The 22658-nt window shown below is 52.3% G+C and carries 22 protein-coding genes and 3 tRNA genes; 11 read left to right on the top strand and 14 right to left on the bottom strand.

Annotation, left to right across the window (positions count from 1 at the left end):
• Positions 1–162 precede the first annotated feature (162 nt).
• From BC440_RS10575 to BC440_RS10565, 3 genes are all read left to right on the top strand, one after another.
• Positions 163–648 (top strand): hypothetical protein, encoded by a 486-nt coding sequence (locus tag BC440_RS10575; protein WP_007092161.1) that lies wholly within the window; start codon positions 163–165, stop codon positions 646–648.
• 88 nt (positions 649–736) lie between these two features.
• Positions 737–1531 carry a peptidoglycan DD-metalloendopeptidase family protein gene (locus BC440_RS10570; protein WP_071240080.1) on the top strand — a complete coding sequence of 265 codons (795 nt, stop codon included), beginning with the start codon at positions 737–739 and terminating at the stop codon, positions 1529–1531.
• Positions 1531–1881 carry a DUF1491 family protein gene (locus BC440_RS10565; protein WP_007092163.1) on the top strand — a complete coding sequence of 117 codons (351 nt, stop codon included), beginning with the start codon at positions 1531–1533 and terminating at the stop codon, positions 1879–1881. Before BC440_RS10570 ends, BC440_RS10565 begins: the two co-directional genes overlap by 1 nt.
• A gap of 79 nt (positions 1882–1960) precedes the next feature.
• Here the strand turns inward: BC440_RS10565 and BC440_RS10560 are convergent, their stop codons facing one another.
• Positions 1961–2281: a peptidylprolyl isomerase gene (locus BC440_RS10560; RefSeq protein ID WP_007092164.1), complete on the bottom strand. Its 321-nt coding sequence runs from the start codon at positions 2279–2281 to the stop codon at positions 1961–1963.
• A gap of 196 nt (positions 2282–2477) precedes the next feature.
• Here BC440_RS10560 and yaaA point away from each other — a divergent pair, with 196 nt between their 5' ends.
• Complete coding sequence (gene yaaA / locus BC440_RS10555; RefSeq protein WP_071240079.1) at positions 2478–3251, top strand: peroxide stress protein YaaA; 774 nt, start codon at positions 2478–2480, stop codon at positions 3249–3251.
• Positions 3252–3272: 21 nt separating this feature from the next.
• On the top strand, positions 3273–4337 hold the full coding sequence (locus tag BC440_RS10550) for a glycosyl transferase family protein (protein ID WP_007092166.1): 1065 nt from the start codon (positions 3273–3275) through the stop codon (positions 4335–4337).
• A 71-nt stretch (positions 4338–4408) separates the two neighbouring features.
• Here BC440_RS10550 and BC440_RS10545 read toward each other — a convergent pair whose 3' ends face one another.
• From BC440_RS10545 to secD, 7 genes are all read right to left on the bottom strand, one after another.
• The gene (locus tag BC440_RS10545; protein WP_071240078.1) at positions 4409–4951 is read right to left on the bottom strand and encodes a DUF924 family protein; all 543 of its coding nucleotides are present in this window, start codon (positions 4949–4951) and stop codon (positions 4409–4411) included.
• A 61-nt stretch (positions 4952–5012) separates the two neighbouring features.
• The gene (locus tag BC440_RS10540) at positions 5013–5672 is read right to left on the bottom strand and encodes an ABC transporter ATP-binding protein (RefSeq protein ID WP_071240077.1); all 660 of its coding nucleotides are present in this window, start codon (positions 5670–5672) and stop codon (positions 5013–5015) included.
• A complete protein-coding gene (cbiQ, locus tag BC440_RS10535; protein ID WP_071240076.1) occupies positions 5654–6430 on the bottom strand; it encodes a cobalt ECF transporter T component CbiQ in 777 nt (258 codons plus the stop codon). The genes BC440_RS10540 and cbiQ overlap by 19 nt, the downstream gene beginning before the upstream one ends.
• Positions 6427–7095 (bottom strand): hypothetical protein, encoded by a 669-nt coding sequence (locus BC440_RS10530; protein ID WP_071240075.1) that lies wholly within the window; start codon positions 7093–7095, stop codon positions 6427–6429. Before BC440_RS10530 ends, cbiQ begins: the two co-directional genes overlap by 4 nt.
• Positions 7096–7098: 3 nt before the next feature.
• Complete coding sequence (gene cbiM, locus BC440_RS10525) at positions 7099–7722, bottom strand: cobalt transporter CbiM (RefSeq protein ID WP_063094050.1); 624 nt, start codon at positions 7720–7722, stop codon at positions 7099–7101.
• 207 nt (positions 7723–7929) lie between these two features.
• Entirely contained in the window at positions 7930–8715 is a 786-nt protein-coding gene (locus tag BC440_RS10520; protein WP_071240074.1) for a DUF4198 domain-containing protein, read from the bottom strand.
• A 174-nt stretch (positions 8716–8889) separates the two neighbouring features.
• Entirely contained in the window at positions 8890–11466 is a 2577-nt protein-coding gene (gene secD / locus BC440_RS10515; protein ID WP_071240073.1) for a protein translocase subunit SecD, read from the bottom strand.
• A gap of 667 nt (positions 11467–12133) precedes the next feature.
• On the opposite strand from secD, the gene BC440_RS10505 reads away from it, so the two are divergent.
• Both BC440_RS10505 and BC440_RS10500 read left to right on the top strand, forming a co-directional pair.
• The gene (locus BC440_RS10505; protein ID WP_071240071.1) at positions 12134–13636 is read left to right on the top strand and encodes a hypothetical protein; all 1503 of its coding nucleotides are present in this window, start codon (positions 12134–12136) and stop codon (positions 13634–13636) included.
• A gap of 126 nt (positions 13637–13762) precedes the next feature.
• Complete coding sequence (locus BC440_RS10500) at positions 13763–14200, top strand: MerR family DNA-binding transcriptional regulator (RefSeq protein WP_007092176.1); 438 nt, start codon at positions 13763–13765, stop codon at positions 14198–14200.
• 83 nt (positions 14201–14283) lie between these two features.
• Here BC440_RS10500 and BC440_RS10495 read toward each other — a convergent pair whose 3' ends face one another.
• The 6 genes from BC440_RS10495 to BC440_RS10470 form a co-directional block, all read right to left on the bottom strand.
• Complete coding sequence (locus BC440_RS10495; protein ID WP_071240070.1) at positions 14284–16974, bottom strand: bifunctional acetate--CoA ligase family protein/GNAT family N-acetyltransferase; 2691 nt, start codon at positions 16972–16974, stop codon at positions 14284–14286.
• A 241-nt stretch (positions 16975–17215) separates the two neighbouring features.
• Entirely contained in the window at positions 17216–17533 is a 318-nt protein-coding gene (locus BC440_RS10490; RefSeq protein WP_071240069.1) for a hypothetical protein, read from the bottom strand.
• Positions 17534–17615: 82 nt separating this feature from the next.
• Positions 17616–17691 (bottom strand) — tRNA-Asn (locus BC440_RS10485).
• A 169-nt stretch (positions 17692–17860) separates the two neighbouring features.
• The gene (locus BC440_RS10480; RefSeq protein ID WP_071240068.1) at positions 17861–18784 is read right to left on the bottom strand and encodes an aldo/keto reductase; all 924 of its coding nucleotides are present in this window, start codon (positions 18782–18784) and stop codon (positions 17861–17863) included.
• A gap of 105 nt (positions 18785–18889) precedes the next feature.
• Positions 18890–18965, bottom strand: a tRNA-Asn gene (locus tag BC440_RS10475).
• 4 nt (positions 18966–18969) lie between these two features.
• Positions 18970–19043, bottom strand: a tRNA-Cys gene (locus BC440_RS10470).
• 294 nt (positions 19044–19337) lie between these two features.
• Here BC440_RS10470 and BC440_RS10465 point away from each other — a divergent pair.
• From BC440_RS10465 to BC440_RS10450, 4 genes are all read left to right on the top strand, one after another.
• Positions 19338–19991: a protein-L-isoaspartate O-methyltransferase gene (locus BC440_RS10465; RefSeq protein WP_071240067.1), complete on the top strand. Its 654-nt coding sequence runs from the start codon at positions 19338–19340 to the stop codon at positions 19989–19991.
• Positions 19992–20086: 95 nt separating this feature from the next.
• Complete coding sequence (locus BC440_RS10460; RefSeq protein WP_007089652.1) at positions 20087–20410, top strand: rhodanese-like domain-containing protein; 324 nt, start codon at positions 20087–20089, stop codon at positions 20408–20410.
• A 142-nt stretch (positions 20411–20552) separates the two neighbouring features.
• Positions 20553–21905 carry a TolC family outer membrane protein gene (locus tag BC440_RS10455; protein ID WP_071240066.1) on the top strand — a complete coding sequence of 451 codons (1353 nt, stop codon included), beginning with the start codon at positions 20553–20555 and terminating at the stop codon, positions 21903–21905.
• Between the two features lie 112 nt (positions 21906–22017).
• The gene (locus BC440_RS10450; protein ID WP_071240065.1) at positions 22018–22626 is read left to right on the top strand and encodes a DUF2497 domain-containing protein; all 609 of its coding nucleotides are present in this window, start codon (positions 22018–22020) and stop codon (positions 22624–22626) included.
• Positions 22627–22658: the final 32 nt, after the last annotated feature.

Genomic DNA, 22658 nt, shown 5'->3' with positions numbered 1-22658 from the left:
TCATCCTACTGAGGATACATGTTTCTTCGCAATCGGGTTTAATGTTTCCTGTATTCATTCCGATCTGTGATCCATGCATGTCTGATCCCTATTGACCCGGTGCGGGTTGTATTTTTCACCGATACAGAGTATGAGCGGCGCAAATTTTCACTGGAGAGCGACATGAGCGACCTCGAAAACGATCTTGGCGAAGACATCGACTTCGAAGAATTCGAAGCGCATACCGAACAGCTTCTGGCCGAAGGCCGTAACAAGGACGATCTGTTCGAATTTATCGGTTTCCTGAACATCAATGAAGTCGGCACGCACATGATCGCGGCCGAGATGGTTCTGGACGAAGATGCCATCGACCAGATGAGCAAGACGCTTCGCAAGCTTGATGTTGATCTGGGGCCGCTTGGTGAATTGACCGGTGGTCTTAAAGGCGGCGAAGACGTCAAACGTGCACTTGCGGCTCTATTCCTTGAATTGGTAGAGCTGTGCGAACTTGATGAAGACGATGAAGATGCCGGCGATCTTTCCGAAGAAGCGCTGGTGCTTTTGAATTTCGTTAAACGCTTTAATCCGCAGATGCGTCGCCTGACGGTGGCACTGACCGATACCGATGATGACGATGTCGCGTGCGAGTACGAAGTCACCAACTGGTAAGTCTTGGGACTTGCCCTTATGACAAAATATCATGTAGGCAAAGGCAGGGTGTTTTCATCCTGCCTTTTTCTTTGCCGGAGCCACCATTGTGAGCACAGCCATTCTTGATGATGCGTCTGCACGTTTTCAGTCTTATCTTGATCGTTACGCAAAGGGGCAGGAACCGGTGGCTGATGCACCGCGACTTCGCCAATGGATCATTGATCATCAGGCTGATTTCGCGTCGGTCCTGGATTGCGATCTGAAAAGCTGTGCTAAAATCGTTTATGACTTTTCAAGCAATGGCGATGTGGTGATTGGTGGTACCAGCGATCCGGCGCGCCAGACCGAAATCATGTGGCAGCAGATGGCGGATGCCAATGCGCCGGTAGGTGTCGGTCGTTATCGCGAAGACCGGATATGTTATCAATCCGATCAATTCAAAAATGATGGCGAGGCGCGCAGCCAGCATCTTGGCATTGATCTTTTCGCCCCGGCGGGTACGCCCGTTTATGTGCCACTTGATGGCGTCGTCCACAGCTTTGGCGATAACAATCTGCATCTTGATTATGGGCCGACCATCATCCTTGAACACAATCCGGAACCGGATGTGACTTTCTATACATTGTATGGTCACCTAAGCCGTGATTCGCTTGAAGGTCTTTATATCGGACAGCCCGTGGAAAAAGACCATCTTCTATGTGCTTTTGGCGATTTCCCGATTAATGGCGACTGGATTCCGCATCTTCATTTTCAGATCATTTTCGATATGCTGGGTAAAAAGGGCGATTATTTCGGGGCGGCAAAGCCATCGGAATGGGACATCTGGGAAAGCATCTGTCCAAATGCCAATCTGATCCTGCAAATGCCTGAAAATGTGACGGCAAAGCGGGGTGGCCAGTAATGCAGCCACGGCTTAAGGCTGGCATCTGGGTTCGCGGGCAGATTGCGATCTGCCAATCAAAGCTGATTACGGCGATGGTGGTGCACATGGGCAATGAAGATGCCGGTGCGGTGCTGCTGAAGCTCAATCGTTTTGCGGCCGGATGCTATGTCTTTTCGCGGGTGACGACACTTGATGGCGATATGGGCTGGATGCAGGTGGCCGGCGGCGCGGATGGTGGACGCGAGACCGAGTTCGCCTGCGACGAATACTGGCGCAAACAGGTGAAATTTGATCGAGATGTCTGGGTGCTGGAGATCGAGGATCACAAGGGCGAATACGAGCTTGATGCGCCACTGGTCGATTTTTGATGGATGAGATTTCCGAAGTGCTAAATCAAGAAGGGCCCGCAAGTTGTTGCGAGCCCTTTGGTATTTTGGTGAGCGCCAATCAGGCGGTGCGCTGCAGCAGGTGGTAACCGAAATCGGTTTCCACCACGTCGGACGTAGTGCCGACTTCCATGTTGAAAGCAGCGGCATCGAATTCCGGAACCATCATGCCACGTCCAAAGAAGCCAAGGTCACCGCCCTGCTGACCGGACGGACAGTCAGAGTTTGCTTTGGCGACTTCACCGAAGTCAGCACCATTGGCGATCTGGTCTTTGAGCGCGTTGATTTCGGTAAGCGCTTCTTCTTTGGTGCGGGTTGCACTGGAGCGTGCCGAACCAGCATACATCAGAAGAATGTGCGACGCGCGAACTTGTTCACTCATAACTCGTCCTTTCTTCCACAGGTGGGTTGTACCCTGCGGATTTTCTGCAAGATTAGAAATCTATGGGGAATGCAAAGGGTCCAAACCGATGCACAAACGTATATACGCGTGTACATGGGCTTGGCCCTAGACTTTCTCCATGCCTTGTGGCTTGTTACGACAAAATGATCAGAGATGAAAGAGAAGAGGCGTTTTAATGCTTGCTGTTGTTTCTCCGGCAAAGAAACTTGATTTCGAAACGGATGCACCTGAAATGGCCGTTTCAGAACCGCAATTTCTCGACGATACTGAAGAACTTATTGAAGTTGCGCGTAAAAAAAGCCGCAGCGATTTGATGAAGCTGATGGGGATCAGTGAAAATCTTGCTGATCTGAATTATCAGCGCTTTGCGCATTTTTCACGGCCTTTTGATCGCACAAACGCCAAGCCTGCAATTTACGCGTTCCGTGGTGATACCTATGTCGGTCTTGATGCCGACACGATGGATCAAAAAGATATCGACTGGGCCGAAAACCATTTCCGGATGCTTTCGGGCCTTTATGGTCTTTTGAAACCGCGTGATTTGATGCAGCCCTATCGTCTTGAAATGGGAACCCGACTTTCGAACCCACGTGGCAAGGATCTTTATGCATTCTGGGGTGATAAGATTGCCAGACAGATCAATACTATTACCGCTGATCACAAGAACCGCAGCCTGATCAATCTGGCATCGCATGAATACTTCAAGTCGGTGAAAGAAGATGTGCTTGACGGTCCGGTGATCACGCCGGTCTTCAAGGAAGTCAAAGCCGGTGTTGGCAAGGTCATTGGTTTCTCGGCCAAACGTGCACGTGGCATGATGGCGCGTTACATGATCGACAATCGTCTGGAAAAGCCCGAGGACCTTAAATCGTTCGATATGGACGGTTATCGCTATCAAAAAGATCAGTCAAATGATAACGAGTGGATATTTACACGCGAACATAACTGATAACAGAAGTGGTGCGATCGTATGACCGACGACCATCTTGAGCAGCTTGAAGATGACAACCATCTGCCGGAAGCTCATCCGTTTTCCGGATATCTGCGGACTTTCTTCCGTGGACCGGGGCGTTCACGCAGCCTGACGCGCGAAGAGGCATTTGAAGCCTTTTCAATGATCCTGCGTGACGAGGTGGAACCGATCCAACTGGGCGCGTTTCTTTTGATGCTGCGTTATCGTGCCGAAACGCCCGAAGAACTGGCAGGCATGATCGAAGCCGTTCGCAAGGCCGCGCGGCTTGAGCTGGACGATGAAAGCCTGATTCCGGAAAAATGTCATCCGATGCTGGATTGGCCATCCTATGCGGCAGGGCGTTCGCGCGGTTTGCCGTGGTTCGTGCTGTCTGCGATGTTGCTGTCGCGGAATGGTATTCCGGTTCTGATGCATGGCTATAATTCGCACCTGACCAACGGTGTGAGCACCGAGGTTGCGGTCAAGACGCTAAAATTGCCCTTGGCGATGTCGGCCGACGAAGCACGTTCCGATATTGCGTCGAAGGGCTTTGCCTATTTGCCGCTGCGCCACATCCATCCGAAATTGCAGGAGCTGATTGGTCTGCGGCCTTTATTGGGGTTGCGCAGTCCGGTCAATACCCTGCTGCGTCTGCTTAATCCGTTGCAGGCGCGTGCGGCGTTTCTTGGCGTATTCCATCCGGCGTTTCTTGATGTTCATCGGGAAACCGGAAAGCTTCTGGAATTACCGCGTATTGGCGTCATCAAGGGCGGCGGCGGTGAGGCGGAACGCACACCGTTCAAGCATGTCGATCTTCGTATGCTTGACAATGGCGAGCTTAGCGACGTTCGCTGGCCGGCACTTCTGGCGCGGACTGAAAAGGACGATGAAGACAACAGCCCGGTGACCTTGCAGCATTTTATGGCCGTATGGCGCGGCGAGGTCGAAGACAGTGCCGCGATTGCGCGCATCAAAGGCAGTGCGGCAATGGGGGCGTTCCTTGCAGGCAAGGCCGACTACATGGACGAAGCCGAAGCACTGGTTGATGGCTGGTGGGAAAAGCGTGACCGCAAGATCGGTTGAAAATCGCAGGGGTGAGTGACTGCCAAATCAAATCAGGGGATGGTGAGACGAATCATCCCCTTTTGTTATTTTTAGAATGAAGAGTTTGGTTCTTTTAGGAACGCAATTTCATCTGGCGTTGATGTCCGCCCCAGAATGTCATTACGGTGCGGATAGCGACCGAAACGATCGATGATCCGTTTGTGTTTGATTTCGTAGCCATGATTGTTTTCAAGGCCCGGCTGGTTAAACAAATCCAGTGCGATCTCGTGAATGGCTTCTGATTCCGAATGCATGTAGGGCATATACAGGAAGGATTTTTCGGCGGGCTTGGTCAGTTTGATATCAAAGCCATGTGCAACGGCTTCCTGTGCCAGAGCGAGTGCCATAGGGTCGGAGGCAAATGATTCCGGTTTGTCGCGATAGATGTTGCGAGAAAACTGATCCAGAATAATGATTTCAGCCAGTCGGCCATGTGCGGTTTTGCGCCAGCCATACAATTCCCCGGCTGCTGCTGCGGCATGAAAATCAGCAAATCGTTCCGCGATATGACGGTCAATTGCAGTGTCTTTTTCAAACCATTGTTTAGGCTCAAGTTCCTTGAACCAGAACACAAGAATGGATTCAGGTTTCATGGGGCATTTCCCGTTCTTTTAATGTTGCTGCAGCATAGGCTAGCTCGAAAATGCCAGCAAGTCAGGCTTTGGATATGACGCCATCCTGAAGGCGAACGGAACGTGTTGCGACCTGATCAAGAAACAGATGATCATGGGAAATGATCACCATCGCTTGTGATAAAGAGCGCAAAATTGCAATCAGAAGTTGCTCGACATCGGCATCAAGCCCATTGGTTGGTTCGTCAAGCAGAAGGATTTCGGGCGACATCGCCAGAACTGTTGCAAGTGCAACCAGTCGCTTTTCACCACCGGAAAGCTGATAAGTGATCCGGGTTTCAAATCCATCTAGTCCAAGATCAGCTAACGTTTGCATCGCTATTTTTCGAGCATCATCGCGCGATTGACCAAGGTTAAGCGGGCCAAACATCACGTCTTCAAGAACGGTCGGGCAGAAAAGCTGATCATCGGAATCTTGAAACAATAACCCAACCCGGCCGCGAACGGCGCAGAATTCGGATTCTGTTTCGCATCTTGACCCAAGAATGGCGATCTCGCCATTCTCTGCTGTGACCAAACCCATCAGACAATGCAACAGGCTGCTTTTTCCAGCGCCATTCGCCCCGATCAGGGCCAATCTTTCACCGGTCCGCAGGTACAGGTCCACACCATTCAAGACCTTGCGCCCGGTGGGGAAGGTGAAATGCAGGTTTTTGACTGTGATCAGATCAGCGGCGGACATGCGACCTCCAACCCGATCAGGGCAGCGGTGAAAAGGATGAGGGCACTGGCAAACAGATAATCCTGAGGACTGAACCGGGGCAGGGAGCCGAAATGCATATGACCGTGGTAGGCACGACATTTCATCGCCCAAAGAATGCGTTCTGAACGATCATGGCTGCGCACCAACAGCATCCCAAGTAAATATCCAAAACTGCGCCAGCTATGACGATTGTTACGCGCGACAAAGGCGCGTGCCCGCATGGCAACACGCAGGCGCAGATATTCCCGCCGCAAAAGATCGATATAGCGAATGGTAAACATGAAAAGCGTCACCAGCTTTGCCGGAACGTATATCCCCTGCAAACCCCGCCCCAGAAGGATTGCATCCATTCCGCCCACCAGTGCAATCAGAACAAGGATCGCAGCATTTGCCTTAAGCGCGATCAGCACGGCCTGAAAGAGGCCCTGATAGCTGGCGTCAAAACCCCAAAGGGTGAATATCACATCACCGGGCACGGTAAAGGGCAACATGGTCAGCATCACAAGGATGAAGCCATCCATGGTCAAAACCATTTTAAGTGTTCTGGACCAGTCGGGTTTGGCAAAGCCGGTAATGATCGCAGCGACCAGAACCAGCATTGCTAATGGTTGCCAGCTTGAAAAACTGACGGCTGTTACGATCAGTGCGAGAGCTGCCAGCAAACGACAGCGTGGATCAATCCGTGACAGAACTGAATTGGATCGTGACGGTACAAGGACATTTGTCGCGCCGATCATGGTTTTTCATTCTGCTGATCGGGCCTTGATTTTCCGGCCCTGAACCATGCAAAGGCCCCGAATATTCCGACGATGACACCAATCCCACCCAGAAGATCGGAGAATCGGACTTTGTCCTCATAGGCAACCAGCTGTTCGCGCAAGGGCCGAACATGACGGGATACAGCCGCATCAATCAGGTTGTCCAACTCGTCCCGCGAAAGGGTGACCGTTGTGTTGGAACTATCCGTGGCAATGATTGTCGATGGGGGATCTTTTTTTTTGCTTTGAGACGAGGATGCTGCGTCAATCTGGCTAACCTGAACGTCGATACCTTCATTTCCTGAGGGCAATTGCCTGGAAAGCTCATCACCATTGATTTCGAAGCTGGCGATATGGCCATCACCGGAATTGGCTTCGATGACATAATCCTGTTGGTGGCTGACGCGAAGTTTGAATTCACCCTGACCATCGGTCTTTCCGGCAAAAATAACGCGACCTGTATCATCGAGAAGCTGGATTTCTGCAGCATGTGGCCGGGCACCGCCCCCGAAATAGGCATAGCCGTCGATGACGTCGCCGTTTCCCATCGCAAAAACATGCAGGCTATGTGCCTGGGCATTGACGGATATGAACAGCGTGCCGATCAGAACAGAAAATACGTATAAAACGGGAAATCGCGGCATCGATCAGGCAGCACTTCGAAGCGAGCCGACGGGTGCCAACATGACCGGACGGACTTTTTTGACAAGATGCACGGCTGCTGCGGTCAGGATACCTTCAACCACCATGACCGGTATATGGCTCATGACCACAAGCTTTGCGGTTGGAACAAATTCCTGCCCGCTAGCAGCAAGTGACAGGCCAACCATTATGCTTGAAAGGGCAATGGCACCGCACCCGGCGACAAAGCCTGCCAGCAAGATCGATTTACCTTCGGCACGTACCAGAAACGGTGAAACCAGCCACCACATCAAAACCGCAGGCAGGGCGATGTTGATTGTATTTACACCCAGAACGGTGATGCCGCCGAAACCAAAGAAAACGGCCTGCAATAACAGTCCGATGAATATTGCCGGGAAAACAGCCCAGCCCAGCATCAAACCTGCCAAGCCATTTACGATAAGATGTGCGCTGCTTGGCCCGACAGGAACATGGATCAGGGAGGCAATAAAGAAAACCGCACTCATCATCGCCACACGGGGCATCGCATCAATATCGATTTTACGAAGTCCGTAACCGATACCTGCAACCGCAAAAACGGCGCCGGTTACAACGACTTCACTCGATAGGGCTCCATCGACGATGTGCATGGTCAAATCCCTGTTAAGTGCATTTGCAATCCTGAGGTCTACAGGACTGGCCTGCAAACGGATCAATTTACGTGTGCATTTTGTTCTGGTGGGGCAGGCAGGTCATAAATCCTACCTGAAAATCGTAGCGATTTCGCAGTCGCGAAGTCAAGCAGGTTTCATATTTTTTACAAATAAGTATGACAGGTCTGGCGTGTTGCTTGAACGTCAGTCCATTGGGTCGGTTTTGACCCAGATAACACCGCCGCGTTCAACTGGGACCTGATTATCCGATCCTGGGGCCGTCATCGTGCCATCTTCGACCAAGGCGGCAAACGCCCACCAACCATCATGGGGCATGGCATAGTTGAAAACACCATTGCCATCGGCTTTGATGACCTGCGTTGAAAAACTTTCGTTTGGTAGTGTGATGCTGCCGTCATTGGCATATTCAACCTCGACCTCGGCAAACGGTACCGGTTCGCCGTTATGACGGACAATCGCGCTGAATACATTACCTGTCCAGATGCCATAGGGGCGGGTCAGGGGCTCTATCTCGACCGGGAAGCCGACCATCTGGTCCCATTCTTCACCGGCACCAAACGCATCAATGATCGTTTTGGTGTACTGGACGATGTATTTACCCTCGGACGGTTCGAAATAGGGAAGCGGTTCGACATAAAGCGCGTATCCGCCGGGACGATCAATGCGGACTGTGGCGTCGAAGGCTGCTTTGCCATCGACCGTCTTTGCCACCAGACTGTCGCGAAGATCGGTTTTATTGCCGTCGGTCTGAATGCCAAACCGAACCGGCCGTGCCATTTCCATTGCCGGGCCATTGGTCATTGGATGGGTAAAGGTCAGGTCGACCTCGATATCGCGACCGGTTTCCTGGGTGACCACGTTGGTTGACGGGATCATCTTCTGGAAGTGGGCCTGTGCAGCATGCTGGGCAATGATCAGCAACCCAACTGAAAAGCCCACGGTCACGATAAACCGGAAAGGAATCGACATCTTTCTGTCCTGTGAAACTGGAATGATGCCGTACCCTATGGTGACCGATTTGCCGGGTCAATCCATTGAAACAAGATATTTCATAAAATATTTTAAAACGTATGATTATCTGGGATTTATCGAAACCGACGATGAAAGCCGGTTTCGATATGGTCATATGGTCATATGGTCTTGTTAACTGGATGCCTTTTTTATCAGGGGATTGTCATCAATGTCGGTTTCTGATGCCAGTCGCGCATGCTTCTGGCGTTGTTTCTGTCGCCATGTGTCGAGGAACAGCAGGATTGGTGCCGCTATATAGATCGACGATGTCGTGGCAATCACAACGCCGAACACCATCGGAACGGCAAAACTCTCAACGGCAGACCCGCCCCAGATCGCCATTGGCACCATTGCAAAAAGGGTTGTCAGAGATGTGAAAAGGCACCGGGCAAGTGACTGGTTAATCGACATGTCGATGATTTCGCGCATCGGCATTTTTCGATAAAGCCTCAGATTTTCGCGCATCCGGTCATAAACCACCACCTTATCATTGACCGAATAGCCGATCAGGGTGAGCAGGGCTGCAATGGCCGTCAGGTTGAAGTCGAGCCCCATAATCGCGAAAAAGCCGATGGTCTTGGTCACATCAAGGATCAATGTCACAATCGCGCCAACGGCAAATGGCCATTCAAACCGCCACCAGATATAGCACAGCATCGCGAGGCTTGCGAAGATGACAGCGCTGACACCAGATTGGGCCAATTCACCGCTGACTTTGGGGCCAACGACTTCTGTGCGTTCAAAATCTGCTGCCGGATCAATTGATTGTACGGCTTTCTTAACTGTCTCGACGGCTGCTGTCTGTGCCTGTTCGCCGCCCGGCTGACGTTCAACCCGGATCAGGATATGGCCATCCTTGCCGATATCCTGAAGGCTGACATCGCCAAGCCCCAATGTCGAAAGTTCCTGTCGCAAGGCTCCAAGGTCAAGCGGGCTGTTACCGTCATTCGCACTGCTACTGGCAACTTCAACCTGAATGCCGCCCTTGAAATCAACCCCGTAATCAAGACCGGGTTTGAAGAACAATCCGATTGAAATAGCAGACAGCAAAAGCGACATTCCGATGCCGAGAAAACGTGCCCGCATGAAAGAAATGCTGGTTTTTTCGGGCATGAAACGCCAAAGCGGTTCAATGACGAGCTTTTTCATACGGGTGCGCCAGACGATTTCGGTCATGATAACTCGAACCACGGCAACCGCGGTAAACATCGAAATCAGAATGCCAAGCCCCATAGTGATGGCAAAGCCGCGCACCGGACCGGACCCGAATTCAAACAAAAGGGCGGTGGCAATCAGGGTGGTGATGTTGGAGTCAACAATCGTGGCATAGGCCCGCTTGAAACCGGCATCAAGTGCCATAAATGCCGAAAGTCCCTTTTTCGTTTCCTCGCGAATACGTTCATTGATCAGAACGTTGGCGTCAACGGCAAGGCCGATACCCAACACAATCCCGGCAATACCGGGCAGGGTCAGTGTTGCTCCCATCAGGCTCAGTGCGCCGAATGTCAGCATGACGTTAAGGCCAAGTGCCAGATTGGCGATCATGCCCCATCGCCCATACAGGAAAAACATCAATCCGGTGACCAGTCCCAACCCGATCAGGCCGGTATAAAGGCCCATCTCGATGGCATCTGCTCCAAGGTCGGGGCCGACGGTTCGTTCTTCGATCACGGTCATTGGTGCGGGCAGGGACCCGGCACGAAGAAGTGCAGAAAGTGTTACCGTTTCACCAACCGTAAAGCTGCCGCTGATCTGGCCCGAACCACCGGTTATCGCTTCCCGGATGACTGGTGCGCTAAGGACTTCGTTGTCCAGAACAATGGCAAAGGGTTTTCCAACATTGGCGCGTGTGATATCGGCGAACTTTGCCGCACCGGCCGTATCAAACCGGAAATTGACAATTGGTTGATGGCTTTGTGGATCAAATCCGGCATGGGCATCTGTCAGATGGTCGCCCGAAAGGGCCGGAGTACGACGCAAGTGATAGCTTTGCCCCTCCTTGTCCAGCAGTGTTCGTACACTGCTGTCGCGTTTATCGGTCCCGCTGCGATCCGCGAGCATATAGAAGCCAAGCTTTGCGGTGCTGCCCAGAAGTTTTCGAACCTGTGACGGGTCCTGAATGCCGGGCAACTGAACCAGAACACGATCACTGCCAATCCGCTGGATCGTTGGTTCCGATACGCCTATCTGGTCAATGCGGCTTCGAATGATCTCAAGGCTTTGCTGGGCGCTGGCGTCGACCCGGTTGCGAATGCCCTGTTCGCTAAGTGTGATATGGATGCTGTTATCGGATGGCGCGGTAATGACAAATTCTGCCGTTGATCCATGCCGTGGTGTTTCAACCTGCGCATTGGCAAGGTATTCCAGGGCATCAAGGGCACCGTCGTGGTCCTTGGTATCAGACAGGCTTACAATCACCTGATCATTACTGATCTGAATGCTGTTGGTGTCGACATTGGCCTTGCGAAGGGCGTTTGTGACATCATCGCGCGTTATTTCAAGGCGTTCGGCGACCATTGCCGCAGTATCGATTTCAAGCACAAGGTGCGATCCGCCGCGCAGATCAAGGCCAAGGGCAACCTGGCGTCTTGGTAAAAATGAGGGCCAGTCTGCAAGCTGAGCCGGGGTGAAAAGGTTTGGCAGGGCTGTCAGGAAACCTGTCAGAAGGACAAGGCTGTAGACAACCACGCGCCATCTTGATGTACGCATGAAAAATAAACTCCGCACAGCAGTCAGACCGGGCCAACCTGATACCCGGTTATGCTGTCATCTGATATTTCTGGAAACACGGCGCATATCGTGCCGCGATTATGAGTAGGAGAAATCAGACCCGAAAGGGCGGAGCGCGCGGGGAAAATGGAAGAATTTCAGCGCCATGAGTGGCGATTGCACTTGCCACAAAGATGCATTTTGCCCGTTGGGGAGCTGTATGCTGTGTGACCGACGGTACAACAACGGCATCATCGGGGAAGGTTGGCTTATGGCCTGGTAAATCGTCCAGGGTTTGGCGGGGACCGGCAATGGCACGATCCGGTGCCACCGGAAGGACTGCCTGCGACGGGCCGCTATCATGATTGACGGTATTAAACGGATAGGGGAAAGTCGGTCCGTGGGAAATTGGCGTGTCAGTAACGGATGTGCCGCCACCAAACAGGATAAGCGCGCAAGCAATCAGGCAAAATGCAGCATGGCGCAACAAACCCGGTAGGGATTGACTACGATCACGATGATCTATTGCCTTTGCGGCTTGGCTCGGTGGTTGGTTCATATTGGTCCGGCAGCGGTGAAACAGCGACAGATATGGCGTGACGTCTGATAAAACACAAGCCTGGCAATAAAATCTAATCGGGCATCGAGGTAACAAGGGGAACATGAAATGCTCAGGATGGTTTATGTCACGCCGGATGGCGGGCGTCATTGGGTCGATTCTACCTGGCGCGAAACCTCAACACTTCATAATGCGGTGGCCAATTGTGCACCTGGTGATTTGATCCGTTTGATGCCGGGAAACTATTTCCTGCCTGAACCGGTTGATATCCCGATAAGCGGCCTTGAAGATCAGCCGATCATCATTCGCGGTGAATATGGTGCCATTCTTGACGGTCGCCGTCCGCCTGATCCCGAAGTTTCGGCAATCGATCCCGGATGCGCCAAATACGCGGCGTTTCGCATAATCGGAAAGCACCATATTCGTCTTGATAATATCCGTATCGCACGAGCATGGCCGAGTGCCGTCTATATCCGCGACAGCAATGATCTGATATTCAAAAACCTTCAAATCCGCGGCGGAACATATGCTTTTTATGCGACGGGCGAGCACACATCACGCATCATCATCGAAAACTGCGACTGGATTCAGGATGATGTGATCTGGCGGTACCTTGACTGGTCGATGATCCATGACGGCGAAATCACTCCGGGCAAGGAAGCACCATATCGATACCTGAACGGTGCATTTTTTGGGGCAGATGACATTGCGGGCGATATCGTAATCCGTGGAAACGATGTGCGCCACTGCTATAACGCCGTTCGAATGGATGTATCCGCGACCAATCTGCAAAAGCCGATCGGCAGCTTTAACCGCAATGTCCGCATCATTGATAACCGATTCAGTTTTGTGCGCGACAATCCGATTGAACCCGAAGCAACTGCCGTGGGCTGGTGGGTGGCCTATAACCAGTTCTATAACTGTCATAAGCTTTTCTCGCAGGATAATCTGGCTGGCGGGTACTGGTATTATTTCGGCAATCGCGGCTGGTTTGATAGCCGCCCGGGGCCGGAGGGTGATGAAAACAACGGTGGTGCCGTTTTCAAATTCGGCAAGTCAAGTCATGCGCAGCCAATCATGCCTTTTGAATGCTTCCACAATAGCTTCTTCCTGCGTCAGAAATACGTCAAAAAGGGCGCAACCAGGATGTGGCAAAACCGGCGTAATGCCATTGGGTATGCCAATCCAGCGACTTTGCCCATCAACCTGATGCCGCTTGATCAGACATTGTTTGGTCATACTGACGAACTTGATCTTGGCAGGGATGAAGATCGCGGTGTGCGGTTTTCCGGTGATGTGTGCAATCACGCGACTTATCCCGCAATATTTGATGCCTGGCCCGGTGTGCTGAGCAATCCACGGCCGGCAGCAGGGCCGATATTCAAGGCGGGTATTTGTGGTGACCTGGAACTGGTGCCCGAATATGCCGAAGGTTTCCGTGATCCGCTTGAAGTCCCAATGCCCGATGGCACCGTCTGGAAATCCGATCCCCAAAGCTGGCCCGGGGCATTGACCGGCAAAAAGCTATTTAACGGTCCGGACTATGTGCCGGTTGATTTGGCATTTATTCGTACCAAGACGAACGAAAGTAACTCGAATGCAGGGGACTAGGGAATTGGCGACGTTGTCGTAATCTTGGGAATGGCCTGCAGCGAAGTGACGTAAGCGTAAATATATTGACTTGTAAGTACCAATGTTGCGATGTTGCACCATTGCATTCATTCAATAAGAAAAACCATGAACGATAAGCTGTACAGCATTACCGAGCTTGCCGAAGAGTTCGACATCACGCCGCGCGCTATCCGATTTTATGAAACCAAATGCCTGCTATCACCCCAGCGGGCAGGTGCGACGCGTGTATATAACTATCGTGATCGCGCGCGCCTTATGCTGGTGCTGCGTGGCAAACGTCTTGGTTTTTCGCTTGAAGACATCAAGGAATATATTGATCTTTATGACGCTGAACGGTCGGGTGCAGATCAACTGGCGCATCTGATGCTGGTCGGGCGTCGTCGCATTTCCGAACTGGAACAACAGCTTGAAGACGTTCAGACAACCTTGGGCGAACTTCGCAAAATCGAAAGCGAGGCCGCCGACGCCTTGCGCGAAAAGGGGATTGACCCAGAAAAGGCATTGGCACACATCAAATCCAAACTGACGCCTGAAACCGCGTAATTTTTGGATGTCGTCTGATGGCAAAATAAAAACCCGGCCAATTCAATGTGACCGGGCTTTTTTCATGATTTATCAACCCGATATCAGGCGACGTCGCGTTGCAAGGGCAGGGTGACTTCAAACACTTCCTCATCGGCAAGATATTTGCGCGAGAAGCCCAGTTTTTCGCAAAGCGTCAGCATACGGCGGTTATCTGGTAGAACCTGCCCGATAAAGGTTTCTGTCCCTTTCTGGCGGCAGAATTCGATCATCTTTTCCATTAATATGCGGCCAAGCCCGCGCCCTTTGATGTCTGAGCGAACCATAATCGCATATTCGGCATGCTCGTTGTTCGGATCGATTACGACCTGAACAATGCCATGGATATCGCCTGCTTCTGGCCCCTCTGGCACGATGGCAAGGAATGCCATATCCCTATCGTAATCAAGTTGTGTCTGGCGGGCCATTTCCGAATGCGGCAATTCACGGACCGAGCCAAAGAACCGGAAATGAATGTCTTCCGGTGTCAGTTTCGACATGAATTCATAGTGCTTCGGCTCGTCTTCCGGCTTGATCGGACGCAGAAGGTATTTTGTCCCGTCTTCAAGGATCAGTTCCTGTTTCAGGTGGCGCGGATAGGGATGAATTGCCAGACGTTGATCATCGCTAACCACTTTTGGTGTCACCTTGATCCGTGCGTCCAGTGCTATCACCCCGGTCTGATCAATCAGAAGCGGGTTCATGTCGAGTTCAAGTACCTCGCCAAGATGCACAACCAACTGTGACAGCCGCACCAGCGTGACGTAAAGCTGTTCCAGGTTGACCGGCGGCACATCGCGATAACCGCGCAGCAGATTATAGATACGCGTTCCTTCCACAAGCTCGCGCGCCAGCTTCATATTCAGCGGTGGTAGCGCCATGGCCCGGTCGCGGACTACTTCAACTTCGACCCCGCCATGACCAAACAGGATCACCGGGCCAAAAATCGGATCGGTGGTCATGCCAACGATCAATTCACGCGCACCAGCACGTTTGATCATTTCCTGAACGGTAAAGCCTCGTACCCGCGCATTTGGGAATTTCTGTTTGACGGTCCGCAGCATCTTGTTGCCGGCAGCTCGGAGCTCTTCGTCACTGTCGATATTCAGAACCACACCGCCAACGTCGGACTTGTGGCTGATATCATCCGAGAGAATCTTGAGCGCGACCGGATAACCGATGGCATTCGCCGTTTCGATGGCGACATCAACCGATTCTGCGGCTACGGTTTTGACCGTATTGATGCCATAGCATTCCAGAACGGCTTTTGCCTCTGGCTCGGTCAACATATCGCGCCCCGAATGAATGGCTGTGTGGATTATCTGGCGCGCCTTGTCGGTTTCCGGCGTGAAATCCTGCGGAACTGATGGCGGCGTTTCCATCAGGACTTCCTGCAACTTGCGGTAATTCACCATATGCTGGAAGGCGGCAACGGCATTTTCCGGGGTACGATATGTCGGGATCCCAGCGGCATAAAACAGATTGCGTGCCTTGGCGACGGTTGCCTCGCCAACCCAGTTGGTCAGGATGTTTTTGCGACTGTCCTTGATCGCATCAATCACGCCTTGGGCAACTTCCACCGGATCGGTGATAGCGGTTGGGGCATGCATGACCAGAAGGCTGTCGATATTGGGATCTTTCAGGACCGCATCAATCGACTTTGCATATCGTTCGCCCGGGGCATCGCCGATAATGTCGATCGGGTTTGCATGTGACCAGGTCGATGGCAAGACACCGTTAAGGGCCTCGATCGTGCTGTCTTCAAGCTTGGCAAGATGGCCTTGGCGTTCAATCAGGGCATCAACGGCCAAAACGCCAATACCGCCCCCATTGGTGATAATGCCAAGTTTGTCGCCCCGGAACGGGCGCATACGTGACAAGGTTTCTGCGGCGGAGAACATTTCCGAAACTGTATAAACGCGCAGAACGCCCGCACGTTTGATGGCGGCATCAAACACGTCATCGGCTCCGGCAAGCGCCCCGGTATGCGATGCGGCTGCGGCTGCACCCTCGGCAAAGCGGCCCGATTTGATGCAAAGGATCGGCTTGTTGCGCGATGCGGCGCGTGCTGCGGAAATGAAACCGCGGCGTTCCTGAATGGATTCGATATAAAGCATGATCGCACGCGTATTCGGATCCGACCCCAGATAGTCGATCACGTCGCCGAAATCGACATCGTCGCATTCGCCTAACGATATAAAGTGCGAAAAACCGATGCCGCGTGCCGCCGCCCAGTCGAGAACAGCGGTGCAAAGCGCGCCCGACTGCGACACAAAAGCGATTTTGCCAATGCCGATGCTTTGATGACTGAAACTGGCATTGAGTCCGATACCCGGCACCATCAGGCCAAGACAGTTTGGGCCCAGCAGGCGCATTTTATGGCTTGCGGCAATTTCAAGCATCGCCTGTTTCACGCTGCGGCTATCGTCATATTGTTCGGCACCAAGACCCGCGGTCAGCACAATGGCGGCCATGCAGCCTTTGGCGGCAAGGCATTCCATGGTTGGCACAACGGCTTTGGGGGGGACGCAAATAACGGCAAGTTCGGGAACAACCGGCAGGTTTTCAACATCAGGGTAGGCCAGAACACCACCAATTGACTGGCTGTGCGGATTAACCGGCATGATCGGTCCGTCAAAACCGCCTGCCAGCAGATTGCGCATGATCACCTGTCCAACGGAATGGGACCGATTGGATGCGCCGATGACTGCGACCGATTTTGGTTTGAAAAGATGGTCCAGATTGATCGTGCTCATGACCGAATTCCCGCTTTTTCCATGGGGCACGCGATGACGCGGCCGGTGGCAATTGAATGGCCATCATATTTGTTCCGGCCACCTGTCAAAATCCGCTTTCGCAGATGCGAGATCATATTTCGTCAAAGAGTATATTGTTTTGCTGTGGATCAATAAAGCATTGTGGACATAACGGTTTCGCACAACCGTCATATGCCATCCAACCATCTGCTGATCGGCAAGTTTATTTAATCGACTTTACTTAATGCAGATGCCCATGATGACTTTCGTCATCGAAACGCTCGGACTGTTCAATCCATTCCTCGACTTCGCCGGCACTTCGCATCGCCAGCGCAATTTCAAGATCGTTTTGAACATGGGCGAGGCTGTCAAACATCGGGCACCAACCAAATGCCTGGATACGTTCATCGGTCGTCGAGGAAATTGTAAACAGATCACCATCTATCCGGTGCACAAGGCCATGAATGACATCATCTTCGCAGACAATCATCCAGCCCTCAGTCGCACCGGAAAGCGTGCCAAGTTTCACTTGTTTCAATTCGATTTTGGCTGTTTTCATGGTCGATAGGTCCGGTTTTGGGGCGGATAAAGCAATATCAAAAGAAAAAGGGACCGAACAAATTGTTCGGTCCCTTTTTAATTGGCTCCGGCAGCAGGACTCGAACCTGCGACCCAATGATTAACAGTCATTTGCTCTACCAACTGAGCTATGCCGGATCAGGGTTGGCACTCCGTTTGAAGCGCGTGGCAGGGGTATAATAAAACAGCTTTGATCCCGCAAGACCTTTTTGAGAAAAAATGATCCGAAATCCATCTTTTTTCACGGTATCGTATCGCCCGTCGCCTTCCGGTTAATTGAACACCTGTTTCCTGTGCCTGTAAATGCTTAGGGGACCGGATGCCCCTGTGCCGCGATCAGAATTTCAAACCAGTCCTGCCGATCAAATTGAACGCTGCAGGATGTTGTTGCATCAATAATGCGGTGTGTCTTCATGGTGCCAAGGACCGGCACCGGCTGACAGGGCAGGCGCAACAACCATGCAATTGCAACTTCGGCGATGCCGGGCAGGTTATATTTGTCACGCATTCGTTCTAGAACGGGGCGCAAGCGGTCGGCTGTCACATCATTTTGCGCGTTGAACAGTCGTGCGCCACCAAGTGGTGACCAGATCATCGGATGGATCCGCTTTTGCTGCATCTGATCAAACGTGCCATCAAAGATCGGGGCAAGTTCCAGAACCGAACATTCCACCTGATTGGTTGCGAGCGGTGCATCAAGTCGGCTTTGTAACAGATTGAATTGTGACGGCGTAAAGTTTGAAACACCGAAATGACGAACCTTGCCGGATTGGCGGAGTTTGTTGAATGCATCCGCAACCTCGTCAGCGATCATCAGTGGATCGGGACGGTGGATCAAAAGCATGTCGATACTGTCGGTTGTCAGGTTACTAAGCGAATTTTCAACCGATGCCAGAATATGCGCCTTGCTGGTGTTGTAATGATTGATCCGGTTGTCGGGCCGCGCATCCTTGACCAGTGCGACATCGCACTTGGTCACGATTTCCATTCTCTTGCGCAGTTCTGGTGCTTTTGCCAGCGCCTCGCCAAAATAGGTTTCGCATCCGTAGCCTCCATAAATGTCGGCATGATCAAATGTGGTAATCCCAGCATCAAGGCAGGCGTGGATCAATGCCAGAATATCACCGACATTTTTGATGTCCGTGCTGTCGCGCAATCGCCATGCGCCCCACGCCAATTGCGAGAAACTCAAATCCTTGGCCATGCGACGGCGCGAAACAGGGGATGACATATATTGATCCTAATCGAAGTTCAGGGCGGATGATGCGCTATTGGTAGCAATTTGCAGGGCAGGGCACAAAAGCAAAAACCCCCGGAACAGAGTTCCAGGGGTTTGTGGCTCCGGCAGCAGGACTCGAACCTGCGACCCAATGATTAACAGTCATTTGCTCTACCAACTGAGCTATGCCGGATTAGTGGAGGCGCGAGCCGGAATCGAACCGGCGTGCAAGGATTTGCAGTCCTCTGCGTAACCACTCCGCCATCGCGCCTTCGCGTTGGCTGGCCGGTGTATAGCCCTATCGAATACAGGCCGTCAAGCACCCAATTTTAGATTTTTAAACAGAAAACAATCTGAAGATCGCCAACAAACAATTTGTGCACGGATAAATCCATTCTGGATATGTTTTCAATATGTTTTCGCGAATAATTGCCGCTCTGCCGTTGATCCGTTGTTGTCAGTTGCCCATGTGCTGACTATAAACAGGGCAACATCTGTGACGTGGTTTTGGGGACAAAGACCGGTTGCAGGCTTTTTCTCGCGAGAATTTTCAGGTCAGATAAACATGGATTACCAAATCGCGCGCCATAACATGGTGGAAAATCAGGTTCGGACCAACAAGGTTACCGATCCCTTGGTCATCGCTGCGATGGAGGAGGTTCCACGCGAGCTGTTCCTGCCGGAAGGCAAGCGTGGCATTGCCTATGTCGATGAAGATATTCCTGTCGGAAATGGCCGATATGCGATGGAGCCGATGGTAATCGCACGCATGATGCAGTCTGCCGAGATTGCACGTAGCGACGTCGCGCTGGTGATTGGCGCAGGCTATGGCTATACGGGGGCAGTTCTTTCGCGCGTTGCCGAAACCGTGGTTGCGGTCGAAAGCGATAAGGAAATGGCATCCATCGCTGAAAAGACATTCCAGGCGCACAGCTATGACAATGTCATCGTGGTGGAAGGCGATCTTGACGAGGGTTACGCCAAGCAGTCGCCGTATAATGTGATCGTCTTTGACGGTGCGGTTGCCGAAGTTCCTGCCAACATTCTTGATCAGCTTTCCGAGGGGGGGCGTTTGCTGGTTGTCGTTCGGGCACCTGGCAAGGTTGGTGTTGCGCGTCTTTACGAACGTGAAAACGGGGGCGTTGGACATCGTGATCTGTTCGATGCCAACATTCCCTATCTTCCCGGGTTCGAACCGGCAGAAAGTTTCGTGTTCTGATATGATTTTGTTTTGCCCGGGGAAAACTCCGGGCAAAATTCTATGTAAACCGGTTCAGCAACCCGATCAGGAAAATAGAGCAGGTAAGAAAGTAAATGGTGCGCGATCTTCGATGCAGCGAACTGGCATCAAGTCTTGAAGGAAACAATCCCCTCGTACTTGTTGATGTGCGCGAAGATTGGGAATTAGAGATTTGCGCAATCGCGGGCGCGATCCATATACCTTTGGGCGAATTGGCGGATCGGGCAGGGGAACTTGCCCCCGAAAAACCGGTTGCACTTCTTTGCCATCATGGCGTTCGCAGTCGCCATGCCGCAATGCTGCTTGAGGATCGCGGATTTAAAGATGTTTTTAATGTTGCTGGCGGTATAGATGTCTGGGCGTTGGAAATCGACCCGGATATGACACGTTACGATTGATAATTTGATGGCGAAAAGGTCGGCATTTTTATTTTTTCTCAAACAAATGCCTCTTTTGTTGGAAAATATTCGTTCCGTCGTTACCATATGCGAAACTGCGCCGGGGTCGGGACTTGGTGTAGGATCTTACAAGGGTAGATAAATGTTAAAACGGTTCTTGCTGACCTGCAGTATTCTGGCCACTGGTGGCATCGTTGCCAATGGGGCCTCTGCAGAGAGCCTTGAAGAAGCTTTGATCAAGGCATATCAAAGCAACCCGACGCTGGAATCCGGTCGTGCGTCGCTTCGTGCCACGGATGAACAGGTTTCGCAGGCGCTGTCAAACTGGCGCCCGAACGTTTCGCTTTCGGGCGAAGCTGGCTTCCGGGACTTGGATACCGACCTAAATGGTACCGAAACGGACAATAGCCTGACGCCTTATACTGTCGGTGCAGAAGTTGTTCAGCCTCTCTATCGTGGTGGTCGTACCGTTGCTGAAACTGATCGGGCGGAAGCGCGTATCAGTGCGGCACGTGCGGCCCTGCGTTCTTCAGAACAGGATGTGCTGCTGCAGGTTGCAACGGCCTATTTCAACGTTTTGCGTGATACGGCAGTTGTCGAACTTAATCAGAATAACGTCCGCGTTCTTGAACGTCAGCTTGAAGCAACGCGTGACCGTTTCTCGGTTGGTGAAGTGACACGTACCGACGTCTCACAGGCCGAAGCCCGTCTTGCCGGTTCCAAGGCAGACCTGATCTCAGCCCAGGGTAACCTTGCCAATACCCGTGCCCAGTACGAGCGTCTGGTGGGTAACAAGCCTGACAATCTTGAAATTCCGAATCCGTTGTCGGGGCTTCCGACCAGTGTTACGGATGTTCTGGCGATTGCCCAGGAACAGCATCCTGATGTGGTTCAGGCCCAGTATACCGAAGATGCCGCGAAATCCGACATCCGGCTGAGCGAAGGGTCGCTTTATCCGGAAGTCAATCTGAGTGCCGGTGTGCAGCGCGCTTACGAAGCCTCGCAGGAGGATCTGACCTCGGACAGTGCAGAAATACTCGCACAGGTCACCGTTCCGCTTTATCAGAAAGGTGCGGTTTATTCATCTGTTCGTGCGGCCAAGCAAACAGCCGGTCAGGCCCGGGTTCAGGTTGATGAGGCCCGTCGCGCCGTGATTGAAAATGCGACCAGTTCCTGGGAAACCCTCGTGACGGCACGTGCGAGCATCGAATCCCAGCAGGCGCAGGTATCATCTGCCGAGGTAGCCCTTGATGGAGTGCAGCGCGAAGCTTCTGTTGGTTCGCGTACCGTTCTTGACGTTCTAGATCAGGAACAGGAACTGCTTCAGGCACGTGTGAACCTTGTTGGTTCGCGCCGTGACGCAGCGGTTGCCGAATTCCAGGTCAAGGCGGCGATGGGTGCCTTGAATGCGCAGGTTCTCGGCCTTCCGGTCGAAATTTATGACACTGAATCCAACTACAACAAAGTCAAGGATCAGTGGTGGGGAACGGATTGACCTGATTGCTGACAGGGCCTTTGGGCCCTGTCAGACCTTGGGGAAGGGTCGGTTCGGTAATGAAATCTAGTGCGGAAGATAAAAAATGAGTGACGGGCAACAAGAACCTTCAATGGAGGACATCCTCCAGTCCATCCGCAAGATTCTTGCTGATGAAGGGGATGATGACAAGAAACAGGCCGCTCCTGAACCAGAACCGATGCCGGAACCAGAGCCCGAACCGGAGATTGAAGAAGAGATCGACGAGCTCGAACTTGATGAAGAGCCCGAAGAACTTGAATTCGATGAAGAACCGGAAGAGCTTGAGCTTGACGAGCCCGAAGAAGAGCTCGAACTCGACGATATGCTCGATTTCGATGAAACCCCGGAAGAAGACGAATTCGCAGAACCTGAACTCGATCTGATGGATGACTTCGACGAACCTGAACCCGAACCGGCAATGCCGACGGTCTACGAGGACGACGAAGATGACGAGCCGCTGATTTCCCGTGCTACCGAAAACACTGCAACCGGAACCATCTCGGATTTGGCGCAAGCCGTTGCAAAGAAACGTGCCGTCGCCCTTGGCCTTAATGCGGGTCATATCACGCTTGAAGATCTTGTGCGTGATATGCTGCGTCCGTTGCTTAAGGAATGGCTTGACGAAAACCTTCCCTATATGATCGAACGCCTTGTGAAAAAGGAAATCGAGCGGATTGTGAACCGCGCCGAAGACCTGTAGGCGAGCCGAAATATGATTTACAGCGGCGCGCC

The sequence above is a fragment of the Thalassospira sp. MIT1004 genome, from assembly GCF_001858545.1.
Lineage (GTDB): Bacteria > Pseudomonadota > Alphaproteobacteria > Rhodospirillales > Thalassospiraceae > Thalassospira > Thalassospira xiamenensis.
This window is presented reverse-complemented; position numbering and strand designations above follow the sequence as displayed.